Here is a 13893-nt window from a genome sequence, read left to right on the forward strand (position 1 = left end):
GGTACCTCCCTGGTGGGGCTTCAGCACCGAGGCCCTGTGTCGATGCCTCGATGCACCTGACGCGGAAGACTAGGTGCTCACCGAGGCCCTCGAAGATCAACAGCGGGGTATGCGCATAGTTGCAAGGGTCAAAACAAGGGTCCGCCCGTCTATTGAGCCCGGTCTCTGAGCGCATCGAGATCATGGACGATCACGTGGAGTCGTCCGGTCTGGATGAGCCCCTCCTCACGCAGCGTGCGCAGGGCCTTCGTGACCGCCTCGCGCGACGAGCCGGTCCAGCCGGCCAGCTCGTCCTGTGACAGCGGCAGGCTGATCCGCAGCCCCTCCGGGGTCCGCTCGCCGAACCGCTCGGACAGCTCGACGAGCCGCGCCGCGACCCGGCCCGTGGTGTCGTACGCGCCGAACTCGATGCGCTTGCGGTCGGCGTCGCGCAGCCGGCGGGTCAGCTCGCGCATCAGCAGGAACGACACGCGCGCGTGCCCGAGCAGGTAGCGCTCGAAGTCCGGCGACGGCACCGACAGCGCGGTCACCGGCTCCAGCGCGGTCACGGTCGCCGACATGAGGCCGCCGTCGATCGCCGAGAGCTCGCCGAGCAGCGCGCCCGGGCCGCGCACGGCCAGTACAACCTCGGTCCCTGAAGCGGTGTCGGAGGAGACCTTGACCCGCCCGGAGCGCAGGATGACCACCGCCTCGGACGGGCTCGCCTCGCGGAAGATCACCGCCGCCCGCCGCCACTGCTTGCGATGCCCGGCGGCCTCCAGTGCGGCCTGCTCGTCGGCGTGCAGAAGATCGAAGAACTCGGTCACGCCAAAGTCTCCACCACATATGCCCGGACTGTCTGTCGGCGACCTTTCACTTCCAGCTCGCCCAGCGGCGTCGCGGCGACCCGTTCGGCGATCGCGTCGAACGTGACCCCGCCGATCACCACCTGCCCGGGCTCGGCGACCGTCTGCAGCCGCGCGGCCACGTTCACCGCGTCGCCCATCGCGTTGAACCCGCGCAGCAACTCGCTGCCGATGTTGCCCACCAGCGCGGGCCCGGTGTTCGCCCCGACGCGGAACCGCGGCCAGTCGGGGTGCCCCTCGGCGATCCCGCGCACCGCCTCCTGCATCTGCAGCGCCGCCCGCACCGCGCGCGCCTCGTGGTCCTCCTGCCGCGCGGGCGCGTTGAACAGCGCCAGCAGCGCGTCCCCGACGAACTGCACAATGGTCCCGCCGTTGTCGAGAATGCAAGGAACCGCGACGCCGTGGTACCGGTTGAGCATCTCCACGATGTCGCCCGGCTCGACGGCCTCGGAGAACGTCGTGAAGCCGCGCAGATCCGCGAACAGTGCGGTCACGTCGACCAGCCGTCCGCCCAGCGCCGCCTGATCCGGATCGGCGAGCAGCGCGGCGGCGACGTCCGGGGACATGTACTGGCGGAACAGGGTGGAGAGTTCGCCGTACAAGCGCGCGTTTTCCAGTCCGATCGACAGTTGATGCGCGAGCGTCTGGCGCAGCTCATCCCGCGTGGTCGTCGGAATCGCGACGGCACCGGCCTTGATGTTCTTCACCGTCAGTGGCAAGGCGTCTGGCTGGTCCTCGATCTTGCCGTCAGCGATCAGGTTCACTTTGACCTCGCCGAATGACCCGCGCACCGCCGCGACAGCATTTTCGAGGAACTCCTGCTCGCCGGCCCCGACCCGCGCCTGCTCGCCCACCGCGACCAGGGCGCCGAGCCGCTCCGACAGTTCCCGCTCGGCCACCAGCGCCGCGGCCGCCCGGTCCAGCACCTCGGCCTGCTTCTCGGTCAGCCCGAACCGCTCGGCCATCCGCGCCGCCAGCCGCTCGGGCGCCGCACCCTGCTCGGACTCCTGCAGCGCGGCCACCAGCTCTTCCAGCGCGGCCGCATACTGCTCGCGGATCCGCCGGTTGGTCGCGGCCATCGCGATCCCGTCGAAGAGCCCCGATGCCGTTCCTTCGCGGCGGTACTGCACGTAGGCGCTGTACGCCACGAACAGGAACGCCGCCGTCAGGATGAGGTGCCACTCCCACCACGACAGCCGCCACTTGTCGGCCAGCGTGACGGTGACCATCGCCTCGGCCAGCAGCGCGAACGCGGTCACGACCGAAATCAGCACGGCCCCGGGATTTCTCCGGTACAGCAGGAAGAAGCGCACCGCCGCCCCCACGTACAGCGCCACGGCGACCCACGACACCCAGACCAGCGGCCCCTCGACGTCGCGAATCTGGTCCTGCCGGGACAGCGGCGGCAGGTCCGACAGCGACCACACGATCCAGACGAACAACAGGATTCCGAGCGCGACCCGCAGCGCGAGCTGCCAGCCGGTGATGCCCGCCTTCAACGGCAGCGACGACAACACCGCGAGCACCGACCCGACGATGAGCCCGACGGCCATCGACTGATCGAACCCGGCGTTGGGATGCCCGATCAGCACGCCCGGCGTGGCCAGCGCATGCGCGAAGAGAAACCCGGCCGCGGCGAGAAACACCAGCGAGACCAGGAACAGCCGCCCGTCGGCCCGCCGCTTCGCCGCGATGCTCATGGCCACCCCGACGACGACATTGATCGCCGCCACGATGAGCACGAGCCAGAAATGCGCCTCGTGATGCTGCCAGATCACGTCGGTGCCGGGCCGGCTGAGCAGGAGCCAGAGCCCGGCGAGCGGCAGCGCGAGATGCGCCGCCCAAACGATGACGCGTGGCATCTGCGCCTCCTTGGGTTTTTGTTGCGCTGTTGGGTTTTGGTGCGCTCTTGGGTTTGGTGCGCTGCTGGGTTTTTTGTTGCGCCGTGGCAGCGATAAGGGTCGCACCTTCCGGGCGGATCCGGCCCGTCTCGTTCTGGACATTCGCGGCGTCTCCGTTGTGCGTCTTTCGACGCAGACAGGCCCGGCGATCCTCGGTTCCATAAGTCACCGGCACCTTTGCGGGTGCCGCCAACCTGTGGGAGTCATCATGAAATTCAAGGCACCGCTTCTGACCTTGGGCGCCGGCGTCCTGGTGGCCGGCGTGCTGTACGGCATGAATGTCAGCGTCGGCAACGACTTGTCGCGCAACAACGCCGCGGAGACCCAGCCCCCGCCGGCCGCTTCGGCTGCTCCTTCGCCCACCCCGACCCCCGCCGCGGCCTCATCGGCCCCGGGCGACGGCTCCGGGAAGGCGGCGCAGACCGGCACCATCACATACGCGGGCGCCGTGGACGGCGGCGCGGCGTCGCTCGGCGTGGTCGTCCACAACGGCAAGGCGATCGCCTACGTCTGCGACGGCAAGGCCGCCGAGTCCTGGATGGACGGCGACATGGCCAACGGCGAGGCGCAGCTCAACAGCGCCAAGCTCACCGGGAAGCTCGTCGCCACCTACACCCCGGGCCAGATCAAGGGCACCGTGACCGCGGGCGCGAAGACCTACACCTTCACGCTCAAGGCGGTCGCTCCTCCCTCCGGCCTGTACCGCTCGCAGACCAGCCTCCGCAAGAAGCTCGACGCGAGCTGGATCGTCCTGCCGGACGGCACCCAGGTGGGCGTGCAGAACCGCAACGGCGTCCTCCAGCCGGCCCCGCCCTTCGACGTGAACAACAAGACTGCCGTGGTCGACGGCACGAACGTGACCATCGAGCCGACCAGCCCCGCGTCCGGATACTGAGCCCAGGAGCCCCGACATGTCCGCCCCGACCAACCCTCCGGACGACTCGCCACGCAAGCGGGTGGAGTTCCCTCCCATCCCCGACCCGTCCCCGCTCCCCCCGTCGTCGGGGCAGGCACCTTTCGCCCTGCCACCGCAGTCCTTCACGGTCGACCCGTTGCCCTCCTTGGGCGCACAGCCCTACTCGGCGCCGACGGGTCTGCCTTCCTACACCGGCCCGATCCCGTCTCCTGTCCCCTCTTCTCCCATCTCCCCTTTCCCGGTCTCCTCTCCTCCGGTCTCCACTTCGGCCGTCTCCCCCGCGTCGGCGCCTGCTGACCGCGTGGTGGCTTCGGCATCGGTCTTCGCTCCGGCCCCGGCGCCCGCTTCTTCTTTGCCGGTCTCCCCTTCCGCTGCCCCTCCTTCTTTCCCGGCCACCGCTTTGCCTGCCCCTGGCGCTTCGGCGGACACGCCGGCGGCGGTCTTTGCCCCGACGAGCCCGAAAACCGCGGCCACTCTGATCGTCCCGTTCCTGGTCGCCTGCCTGATCGCCGCCGGCATCGGCGTCTACGGCAAGCTCCACGAACCAACGGGCGTAGCCGTCAACCTCGCCGGCTTCTCAAGCCCGGCAACGGTCAAGGTCTGGCTGGCTACCCTCGCCTTCCTGCTGGCCCTGGTCCAGCTGTTCACCGCCCTCGTCATGTACGGCAAGCTCCACCTCTTCAAGGACGCCCCCTGGCTGGGCCCCGTCCACCGCTGGTCGGGTCGCCTGGCCTTCATCGCCTCCATTCCCGTGGCCCTGCACTGCCTGTACGCGCTCGGCTTCGACGACTACAACACCCGCGTCCTCCTGCACTCCCTCCTCGGCTGCTTCTTCTACGGCGCCTTCGCGGCCAAGATGCTGATCCTCACCAGGAAGGGCGTCCCCGGCTGGGCCCTCCCGGTCCTGGGCGGCCTCGTCTTCACCGCGCTGTCCGGCCTGTTCGTCACCTCCGCCCTGTGGTTCTTCACCACCTTCGGCGTCAAGCTCTGAAAGGGACTGGAAGAACCATGCGCACCTCCACCCGCCGCACCCTGCTGGCCGGCGCCGGCGCGATCGGCGTAGCGACCACCCTCTCGGGCTGCGCCGCGTACGGCCTGGACACCGCCAACGCCCAACCCGCCACTCCCACGAAGTCGGATCCCCAGCCAGGCACCCCCTTGGCCAAACCCACCGACATCCCGGTAGGCGGCGGCAAGATCTTCCCGGACCAAGAACTCGTCATAACCCAACCCACCGCCGGCACCTTCCGCTGCTTCACCGCCATCTGCACCCACGCCGGCTGCGTAGTCGGCGAAGTCGCGGAAGGCACCATCAACTGCCCCTGCCACGGCAGCCGCTTCAAGCTCACCGACGGCGCGGTAGCCGCCGGCCCCGCCAAGAAGCCCCTGGCCACCATCCCCATCAAGGTGACGGACGACGCCATCTCCAAAGCCTGACTCCCACAGGATCGAGCGCCCGCCAACCGTCCACACAGGACCTTTGGCGGGCGCTCGCCTGTCGTCGCCCACCCACCCACTGACTCCGAGCCGCCCCGCCACACATCCGCCCCGGCATCCGAGTTCCTCCACTCCTCAGCAACTTTTCCGACCTTCCCGCACGCGCCCCAGCCACCCCGCGCCTTCTGCCGCCGAGCCCTGACGCCCGGGACTCACGACGACATCCGAATCGCCCGCTCTCGCAACATCCGCCGAGTCGGCAGCACCCCGGCCAGCAGCGCGAGCACCAGGCAAAGCCCAACGACCCCCGCGATCACCGACCACGGCACCACCAGCGCGACCGCCGCCCCCACCTGCTGACTGAGCCCGGCCCGAATGCTGATCAGCGCCCCGAACGCCACCGCCCCGCCGAGCACCGCCCCGATCAGCACCACCAACGCCGACTCCGCCGCGACATACCCCGCCACCTGCCGCCGCGTAGCCCCGGCCAGCCGCATCACCCGCAGGTCAGCCGCGCGCCCCTGCGCCGCCATCAGCAGCGTGTTCGCGACCGCGATCGCCCCGTACCCGCCCGACACCCCGATCAGCATCAGCGTGAACAGCCACACCAGCCGATCCTCGGCACTGTCGGCCTCCGCGGCCCACGTCGCCACGTCAATAACCCGGGCCCCAGCCCCGACCGGCACAACGACCCGCGCCTCCGCCCCAGGCGACGCACCCGACCCCGCTCCGGGCGACGCACCCGCCCCCGTTCCGGGCGACGCACCCGACCCCGTTCCGGGCGACGCACTCGCCCCCGAATCCTTCACGCCGGGCAGATAAACGGCCGAAGTCAACGCCGACGGATCATGCCGCCGAACCACTACGCGACTCAGCAACAGATCCGCTCGTACCGATCGATCCGCGACCACCGCCACCACCCGCAACGAAACCCGCTCGCCGTCGGCAAACACCACCGGATACACGTCCCCAACGCCACGCCGCACCGACTCGGTAACCACCACCGGGTACTCGTCCCCCACCCCACGCCGCTCCGGCCCTGTCTCCGCCGCAGGGTCCTCACCACCGACGCCGGGCTGCCCCGCCGCAGCGTCCTCACCACCGATACCAGGCGGCCCCGCCGCAGCGTCCTCACCACCGACACCGGGCTGCCCCGCCGCAGCGTCCTCACCACCGATACCAGGCGGCCCCGCCCCAGCGTCCTCACCACCGACACCGGGCTGCCCCGCCGCAGCGTCCTCACCACCGATACCAGGCGGCCCCGCCCCAGCGTCCTCACCACCGACACCGGGCTGCCCCGCCCCAGGCACCCCCACCGCGCCGTCGCCTTCCGCACCGCTCTGGTTTGCCCCCGTCTCCGCTGGCGAGTCCTGACCCTGGAGGTCCCCGAGCGAGCCAGCCAGCACCCTCGCCCCCCGATCGACCTCGGCAAACGCGGCCGGGTCGACGCCGAGCACGTTCCACGCCCGCCGATCGGCTCCCGCGGCGTCGTCCCGCCCGAACGCCGTGGTCGGCAGCATCGCCGAACCGGGGACCGCGGCCACCGCGGCGTCGGACAACCCCGGCGTACGGTCCGGTACCATCACCTGCCCGGCATCGACATCCGCAGCCCGCCCCGCCGCATAGGCCGCCGTCGTCGTCTGCACCATCCCCGCCACCAGCACGGCGAACGCCACGGTCAGCAGCACGGGCGCGGCCGTGGAGGCCGTCCGTCGCGCCGCGGTCAGCGCGCCCTCCCGCACCAGCAGCCCGATCGCACCGCCACCTCGCCGGAACGGCAGGCGCCACAGCCCCACGATCGGCGGTACGGCCGCCGGTGCCAGCCCCACCATCCCGGTCACCAGGGCCATCGCGCTGTACAAGGCAAGCGTGGCCCCATCCTGCGCGTCATCCGCCGTCGCGGTGCCGATGGCGAACCCGACGCCGAGCAACACCAGCGAGCCGCCGACGATCCAGCGCAGCCGCCCCATCGGCCGCCGCTCGACGGCCGCCTCGCGCAGTGCCTCCAGCGGCCGCACCCGTGCCGCCCGCCGCGCCGCCGACCAGGCCCCGAGCAGCGCGACCACCGGCCCCAGCGCAAGCGCGACCAGGAAGGGCACCGGCCCGTACCGCACCTCGTACGTCGCCGGCTCCAGCCCCGCCCCGATCAGCGCTCGCCCAACCAGCGGAGCCAGCGCTGCCCCGACGACCACCCCGAGGACCGCGCCGGTGCATCCGACGAGAAGCGCCTCGCCGTACACCATGCGCCGCACTTGCCGAGGTGTCGCCCCGACCGCTCGCAGCAGCCCGAGCTCACGCCGCCGCTGAGCAACGGTGAACGCAAACGTGGACGCGACCACGAACACCGTGACGAACCCGGCCAGCGTCGCCACCCCGGTGAGCGCCTGCATGCCGATCCACCGGGCCCGCGCATCGTCCCGCGGCTCCAGCGCGCCCCGCTCGTCCCCGGTCAGCACCCGGCCGTCGCTCCCGACCACCCCGCGCGCGGCCGCCGCCACCGTCCCCGGGTCCGCGTCGGGCTCGAGCACCAGCCCGATCGCCCGAACTCCCGGCGCCAGTCGGGCCGCAACGTCATCCGCCACCAGATAGCCGGGCGCATCGACCAGCCCCGTCACGGTGTACGGCACGGGCCCCGTCGCCATCAACAACGTCACCGCACTCCCGGGCCGCAACCCGAGCGCCCGATCGACGACAACCTCACCCGCACGGCGCGGCGGCTCACCGGCCACGAGCGCCAGCCCTCCGAGCCGGGCCGACGACCACCCATGCCCCTCGTACGTGTCCTGCCGCTGCCCCTCCACCGCAGGCGGCCGCCCACCGACGAGCGCCTGCACGTAGAAGGTTCGATCGGCGACGACGGCTTCGACGCCGGGCAGCCCCCCGAGGTCCCGGCTCAACTCCTCCGCCCTCGCCGAGGACCACGGCACCGTAGGCGTGAACGACTCGGCCGGACTGTGGCTGTCGAGCGCATCGACAACTACCGCGGCCGCCGCAAGCCGCTCGGGGACGATCGGCCGCCCCGCGAGGAGCAACAGCAGGGCCAGCATCACCAGCGCGATCCCGATCGCCACGGCAACGAGCGCGCCCACCATCCGTCGGAGCTTCACCATGACGTCCCCTCCAACCGTCGGAGCTTCACCACGAAGCTCCCTCCAACCGCACCACCAGGCCCGCGACGAGCACGACGACACACTCCGCCCGCAATCCGTCGGAGCCTCACCGTGATGTCCGCTCCAACCGCACCACCCAGCCCGCGGCCACCACGGCCACACCCGCCGACCACCCGCCGAAGCCTCACCACGACGTCCGCACCACCCAGCCCGCGGCCACCACGGCCCAACCCGCCAACCACCCGTCGGAGCTTCACCACGACGCCCCCTCCAACCGCACCGTCCGACCCGCAGCCACCACGACGACCACCCGCCGGAGCGTCAACATGGCGCCCCCTTTCAGCTGCACCACTCGGCCCACGGCCACCGCGACGACGAACCCGCCCGCCATCCGCCGACGGCGCAACATGACCCGTCCGGCCGAGTCGTGCGGGCCGCGATCTCCTTCGCCGCAAGCGGAACCCGGACGTCGCTGGCAACCCGGCCGGCGGCCCGAAACCGGCGCTCACGATGCCTTCTCCAACTGCGTCGTGCGGGCCGCGATCTCCTCCGCGGCAAGCGGTCCCCGGATGTCGTCGACGATTCGGCCGTCGGCCAGGAACACGATGCGATCGGCGCGGGCAGCGGCGACCGGATCGTGGGTCACCATCACCACGGTCTGCGCGTGCTCGTCGACCAGCGTCCGCAGGAGGTCGAGGACGTGACGCGAGGTCACGCTGTCCAGCGCGCCCGTCGGCTCGTCCGCGAACACGACCGCCGGCCGGCTGATCAGCGCCCGGGCGACGGCGACCCGCTGCTGCTCGCCGCCGGAGAGCTCGCTGGGACGATGTCGGAGCCGGTCCGCGAGCCCGACTGCGGTCAACGCCGCCACCACGTCCGCGGGCGGTGGGCGGTGTCCGGCTAGGCGCATCGGCAGCGACACGTTCTGCTCCGCGGTGAGCGCCGAGACCAGGTTGAAGGCCTGGAACACGAACCCGATCCGGTCGCGCCGCAGCCGGGTGAGGTCGTCCTCCGAGAGCTCGTCGAGCACGACCCCGTCGACGGTGACCGAACCGCCGATCGGGCGGTCGAGGCCGGCCGCACAATGCAGCAGTGTCGACTTGCCCGAGCCGCTCGGGCCCATCACCGCCGTGAACGTGCCGCGCTCGAATGCCACCGAGACGCCGTCAAGCGCGATGAGCTGCCGAGGTCCGTCACCGTAGGCGGCTCTGACGTTCTCCAGGATCACCGTTTGCGTCGTCATGGGCGGTAACGATGCCGCCTCGGGGCGTGATCGCGCATCGGACCGTGATGGACACTTTTCGTTCGGCCCAGGGTCGTACGCCGGGCCGTAAATCGCCCGATTCTCATACCTGGGTATGACGGCTCCCAGGCCGACGCGCAAACCCCCGCCGACCGCTACGGTCGAGCCCATGGAGCTACCACCAGTCCTAACCCGGAGGCTCGGTCCAAGAGGTCTGTACATGCTCGACGCGTTCTCCGCGGCGGGCACCACACTGGTGTGCTTCTTCGCGGCGCTCGCGGTGCCGCAAGGCGGTTGGAGTGAGCCGCTCTGGCTCTCGGCCCTGGTGGCTTTGGCGCTCGGAGTGCCCGTCGCCTTCAGACGGCGCTGGCCCTTCCGCTCCGCATTCGTCGTCGTCGCCGCATCAATGCTCGCCCTGGGCGCGCAGATCGTCCCGACCTTCGCGGCCGCCGGCCCGGCCATCGCACTCGCGCTCGTCTACTACACCTTCGGCACGGTCGCGCGCGACTGGAAGGGCATCGCCGGCGTCGTGGTCGGCGGCCTGCTGATCAGCGCATGCATGGTCATCCCGATGCTCATGTCGGACAAGCCGCCGTCGGGCGACAGCCCCTCGCTGATCATGGCCAGCTTCTTCGGCCTCTTCGCCACCTCCCCGGCGCAGACCCTCGGCTTCGCGATCGGCGAGCGCCGGGCCCAGACCGCCGCACGCAACGAACAGGCGATCCAGAAGGCGGCGGTCGAGGAGCGCCTCCGGGTGGCCCGCGAGCTGCACGACGTCATCGCCCACACGATGACGCTCATCGTGGTGAAGGCCGCGGTCGGCAACCACGTCGCCGACGCCAGCCCCGCCGAGGCACGCGACGCGCTCCAGGTGATCGAGAAGACGGGCCGCGCGGCGATGCTCGAGGTGCGCCGAGTGCTCGACATGCTTCGCGAGGACACGCCGTACGCGCCGACACCCGGCCTGAACGACCTGCCCGGCCTGGTCGAGATGGCCTCGTTCGGCGGCGTCCGCGTCCAGCTCGACGTGGCCCCACCGGACAAGACCACAATCGAGGAAGTGCCCGAGTCGGTGGGCTTGGCGGTGTACCGCATCGTGCAGGAAGCCATCACCAACGTCGTCAAGCACGCGGCGCCGGCCGAGTGCCGGGTCAGCATCGTCGTCAACCCGGCCGAGATCCGCATCGAGGTGAACGACGACGGCAAACGCCCACCGCGCCCCAACGCCACCGGCCACGGCCTGATCGGCATGCGCGAACGCGTCGCCCTCCACGGCGGCACCTTCACCGCCGGCCCCCGAGCCGAGGGCGGCTTCTCCGTCCGCGCCCTACTCCCAGCCGGCGGCATCGCATGACCCGCCCACTGCACGCAGACGTCCGCGCCCAGGCAGACGTCCGCGCCCAGGCAGACGTCCGCGCCCAGGCAGACGTCCGCGCCCAGGCAGACGTCCGCGCCCAGGCAGACGTCCGCGCCCAGGCAGACGTCCGCGCCCAGGCAGACGTCCGCGCCCAGGCAGACGTCCGCGCACACAGAGACGGCCGCACGCACGGGCAGTCCGGAGCGGGGCAGCCAGCGGACGGCAGCGGATGGCCAAACCCAGAGAAACCAGCGACCGATAGCAGGCGATCCCGGGCCGGGCAAAGGACAACAGACAGCGAACAGGACCAGATGGAGCACGCGACTGCCGACAGCAAGCGGACTGAGGCGGGACACGCGACAGCCGACAGCAAGCGAACCGAGGCGGCACACGCCACTGCCGACAGCAAGCGAACCGAGGCGGCACACGCGACTGCCGACAGCAAGCGAACCGAGGCGGCACACGCCACTGCCGACAGCAAGCGAACCGAGGCGGCACACGCCACTGCCGACAGCAAGCGGACTGAGGCGGCACACGCGACTGCCGACAGCAAGCGAACCGAGGCGGCACACGCCACTGCCGACAGCAAGCGAACCGAGGCGGCACACGCGACTGCCGACAGCAAGCGAACCGAGGCGGCACACGCGACTGCCGACAGCAAGCGAACCGAGGCGGCACACGCGACTGCCGACAGCAAGCGAACCGAGGCGGCACACGCGACTGCCGACAGCAAGCGAACCGAGGCGGCACACGCGACTGCCGACAGCAAGCGAACCGAGGCGGCACACGCGACTGCCGACAGCAAGCGAACCGAGGCGGCACACGCGACTGCCGACAGCAAGCGAACCGAGGCGGCACACGCGACTGCCGACGGCGGGCGAGGGATGGCGGGGCGAGTGGTGGTCGGAGGTGGGGCGGCGTGATTCGGGTGTTGATTGCTGACGATCAGGCTTTGCTGCGGGGAAGTTTCCGGGCGCTGCTTGATTTGAGTGGGGATTGCAGCACGGTTGGGGAGGCCGGTACCGGCGATGAGGCGGTGCGGCTGGCGGGTGAGTTGCGGCCGGATGTGGTGCTCATGGATGTGCGGATGCCGTCGATGGACGGGATTGAGGCCACGCGGCGGATTTGTGAAGATGCGGAGTTGGGTGGGGTTCGGGTGTTGATGTTGACGACGTTTGACTTGGATGAGTACGTGTATGGGGCGCTGCGGGCTGGGGCCAGTGGGTTCCTGCTCAAGGACACGCCACCGGCGGAGTTGCTTCATGGGGTTCGGGTTGTGGCCGGTGGGGAGGCGTTGCTGTCGCCTTCGGTCACTCGGAGGCTGATTTTTGAGTTTGTTCGGCGGCCGCAGCCTGAGCGGGCTATTCCGCGGGAGCTTGAGGGCGTTACCGAGCGGGAGCGGGAGGTGCTCGTGCTGGTGGCGCGGGGGTTGTCGAACACCGAGATTGCTCGACATCTTGGGCTGAGTCTGGCCACGGTGAAGACGCACGTCGGGCGGATTTTGGCGAAGCTTGAGGTGCGGGATCGGGCGCAGATGGTGATTGTTGCGTACGAGACTGGGTTGATTTCGGTCGCCCGCTAAGGAGGGAACCTCAGTGGTTAAGTAGGGAACCTCAGTGGTCGGGGTGCAGCAGGGGGATCGTCACGCGGAAGGTGGCGCCCTCGCCTGGGGAGGTCTTTAGGGTTACCTCGCCGTTGTGGGCCTTGACCAAAGCGGCCACGATTGACAGGCCCAGGCCGCTGCCGCCCAGGGCTCGGGTTCGGCTTGGGTCGGTGCGGTAGAAGCGTTCGAAGACTCTTGCGGCGTCGTCCGCGCTCATGCCGGGGCCGTTGTCCGCGACCTCCAGGATGGCCTTGTCCGCATCTGTGCCTACGAAGACGGTTACCTCTGTGCCGGCCGGCGTGTGGTTCAGGGCGTTGGACAGGAGGTTTTGCAGGACTTGGCGCAGGCGGGCCTCGTCGCCCAGGACGATGGGGGCATCGGTGTCGGCGTCGTCGTCCTCGCTGTTCGGGGTGCGCAGGCGTAGGCGGTGGTCCGTGGCCGTTACCCGGGCGTCGATCAGCGCGTCCGTGGCCAAGGAGAGCAAGTCCACCGGGCGCTTTTCGAGTGGGCGTTGTTGGTCCATTCGGGCCAGCAGCAACAGGTCGTCGACCAGGAGGCCCATGCGCGTGGCGTGGTGTTCGATTCGGCGGATGTTGTCCTCGGTGTTGCCGGACTGGCGGTACAGCTCGGCGAAGCCTCGGATCGAAGTGAGCGGCGTGCGCAGTTCGTGGGAGGCGTCCGCTACGAAGCGGCGCATTCGGCCTTCCGACGCCAGGGCGGCTTCCTCTGAGGCTCGGCGTTCGTCGAAGGCGGTCTCAATCTGGCCCAGCATGGTGTTCAGGGCCTGCGCCAGGCCGCCTACCTCGGTGCGTGGGTCGGACTCGGGGACGCGGCGGCTCAGGTCGCCGGCGGCGATGGCCTCGGCCGTCTGTTCCACCTCTACCAGGGGGCGGAGGCTTGAGCGGACCATGACGTACGCGACCACTGCCAGGACCAGCAGGACGAAACCGCCGATGGTGGCGCTCATGACGATTTGGCGCGTGACGGTGTTGTCCACCTCGTCGAGGCTGATGGCGATCACCAGCGACGAGTGCAGGCCCCGCCCGTCGGCCTTGCGGGCGTAGAGGACGCGCCAATCGTGGCCTTGGCCGCTCACGGGTTCGACGGTGGTGTACAGGCCGAAGGTGGTCCCGGACAGGCGCGGGATTTCGCCGATCGCGCTGGCGGTGGAGGGCAGCTTCGGGCGGCTTTGGTTGGCGTCGCTGGGGTTCGGGTTGAACGTCTTCTCGACCAGGCTGCCGTCCGCCTGGTTGATGCAGGCCACGTAGTACCCGCTGCGCTGCACCGGGGCACCGCCGGGGCCGTACTTGTCGCCGGGGTGGTCGCACGACGGCGTCTCTTGGTCGACCGTCTCGAGGAGTTGGGCGTCGACCCGGTCCAAGAGGTAGTCGCGCGTGCTGACGACGCCGGCTATGCCGGTTGTCGTGAGGGCCGCCGCGAGCAGGACGAGCATGAGTACGACTAGCTTGACGCGGAGCGGC

11 protein-coding genes are annotated in these 13893 nt (G+C 70.4%); 6 read left to right on the top strand and 5 right to left on the bottom strand.

Annotated elements, in window-relative coordinates:
* Positions 1 to 149 precede the first annotated feature (149 nt).
* Positions 150 to 806, bottom strand: coding sequence for a Crp/Fnr family transcriptional regulator (locus ACQPZ4_RS50070; protein ID WP_433053594.1), 657 nt, complete (start codon positions 804 to 806; stop codon positions 150 to 152).
* Entirely contained in the window at positions 803 to 2707 is a 1905-nt protein-coding gene (locus tag ACQPZ4_RS50075) for an adenylate/guanylate cyclase domain-containing protein (protein ID WP_433053597.1), read from the bottom strand. Before ACQPZ4_RS50075 ends, ACQPZ4_RS50070 begins: the two co-directional genes overlap by 4 nt.
* A gap of 247 nt (positions 2708 to 2954) precedes the next feature.
* On the opposite strand from ACQPZ4_RS50075, the gene ACQPZ4_RS50080 reads away from it, so the two are divergent.
* The 3 genes from ACQPZ4_RS50080 to ACQPZ4_RS50090 all read left to right on the top strand — a co-directional run bounded on the left by ACQPZ4_RS50080 (position 2955) and on the right by ACQPZ4_RS50090 (position 5099).
* Positions 2955 to 3641: a hypothetical protein gene (locus tag ACQPZ4_RS50080; RefSeq protein ID WP_433053600.1), complete on the top strand. Its 687-nt coding sequence runs from the start codon at positions 2955 to 2957 to the stop codon at positions 3639 to 3641.
* Between the two features lie 421 nt (positions 3642 to 4062).
* Positions 4063 to 4653 carry a DUF6529 family protein gene (locus ACQPZ4_RS50085; RefSeq protein WP_433053603.1) on the top strand — a complete coding sequence of 197 codons (591 nt, stop codon included), beginning with the start codon at positions 4063 to 4065 and terminating at the stop codon, positions 4651 to 4653.
* 17 nt (positions 4654 to 4670) lie between these two features.
* Positions 4671 to 5099, top strand: coding sequence for a Rieske (2Fe-2S) protein (locus tag ACQPZ4_RS50090; RefSeq protein ID WP_433053606.1), 429 nt, complete (start codon positions 4671 to 4673; stop codon positions 5097 to 5099).
* A gap of 212 nt (positions 5100 to 5311) precedes the next feature.
* Here ACQPZ4_RS50090 and ACQPZ4_RS50095 read toward each other — a convergent pair whose 3' ends face one another.
* Together ACQPZ4_RS50095 and ACQPZ4_RS50100 are read right to left on the bottom strand one after the other, a co-directional pair.
* On the bottom strand, positions 5312 to 8209 hold the full coding sequence (locus ACQPZ4_RS50095; protein ID WP_433053609.1) for an FtsX-like permease family protein: 2898 nt from the start codon (positions 8207 to 8209) through the stop codon (positions 5312 to 5314).
* 505 nt (positions 8210 to 8714) lie between these two features.
* On the bottom strand, positions 8715 to 9452 hold the full coding sequence (locus ACQPZ4_RS50100) for an ABC transporter ATP-binding protein (RefSeq protein ID WP_433053612.1): 738 nt from the start codon (positions 9450 to 9452) through the stop codon (positions 8715 to 8717).
* Positions 9453 to 9621: 169 nt separating this feature from the next.
* On the opposite strand from ACQPZ4_RS50100, the gene ACQPZ4_RS50105 reads away from it, so the two are divergent.
* The 3 genes from ACQPZ4_RS50105 (at position 9622) to ACQPZ4_RS50115 (ending at position 12391) form a co-directional block, all read left to right on the top strand.
* Entirely contained in the window at positions 9622 to 10806 is a 1185-nt protein-coding gene (locus ACQPZ4_RS50105) for a sensor histidine kinase (RefSeq protein ID WP_433053615.1), read from the top strand.
* A gap of 314 nt (positions 10807 to 11120) precedes the next feature.
* Entirely contained in the window at positions 11121 to 11732 is a 612-nt protein-coding gene (locus tag ACQPZ4_RS50110; RefSeq protein WP_433053618.1) for a hypothetical protein, read from the top strand.
* Positions 11729 to 12391 (top strand): response regulator, encoded by a 663-nt coding sequence (locus ACQPZ4_RS50115; RefSeq protein WP_433053621.1) that lies wholly within the window; start codon positions 11729 to 11731, stop codon positions 12389 to 12391. The genes ACQPZ4_RS50110 and ACQPZ4_RS50115 overlap by 4 nt, the downstream gene beginning before the upstream one ends.
* Before the next feature lie 31 nt (positions 12392 to 12422).
* Here ACQPZ4_RS50115 and ACQPZ4_RS50120 read toward each other — a convergent pair whose 3' ends face one another.
* Positions 12423 to 13865 carry a sensor histidine kinase gene (locus tag ACQPZ4_RS50120; RefSeq protein WP_433053625.1) on the bottom strand — a complete coding sequence of 481 codons (1443 nt, stop codon included), beginning with the start codon at positions 13863 to 13865 and terminating at the stop codon, positions 12423 to 12425.
* Positions 13866 to 13893 lie beyond the last annotated feature (28 nt).

Origin of the sequence: Dactylosporangium sp. CS-033363 (assembly GCF_050942475.1) — a bacterium.
Lineage (GTDB): Bacteria > Actinomycetota > Actinomycetes > Mycobacteriales > Micromonosporaceae > Dactylosporangium.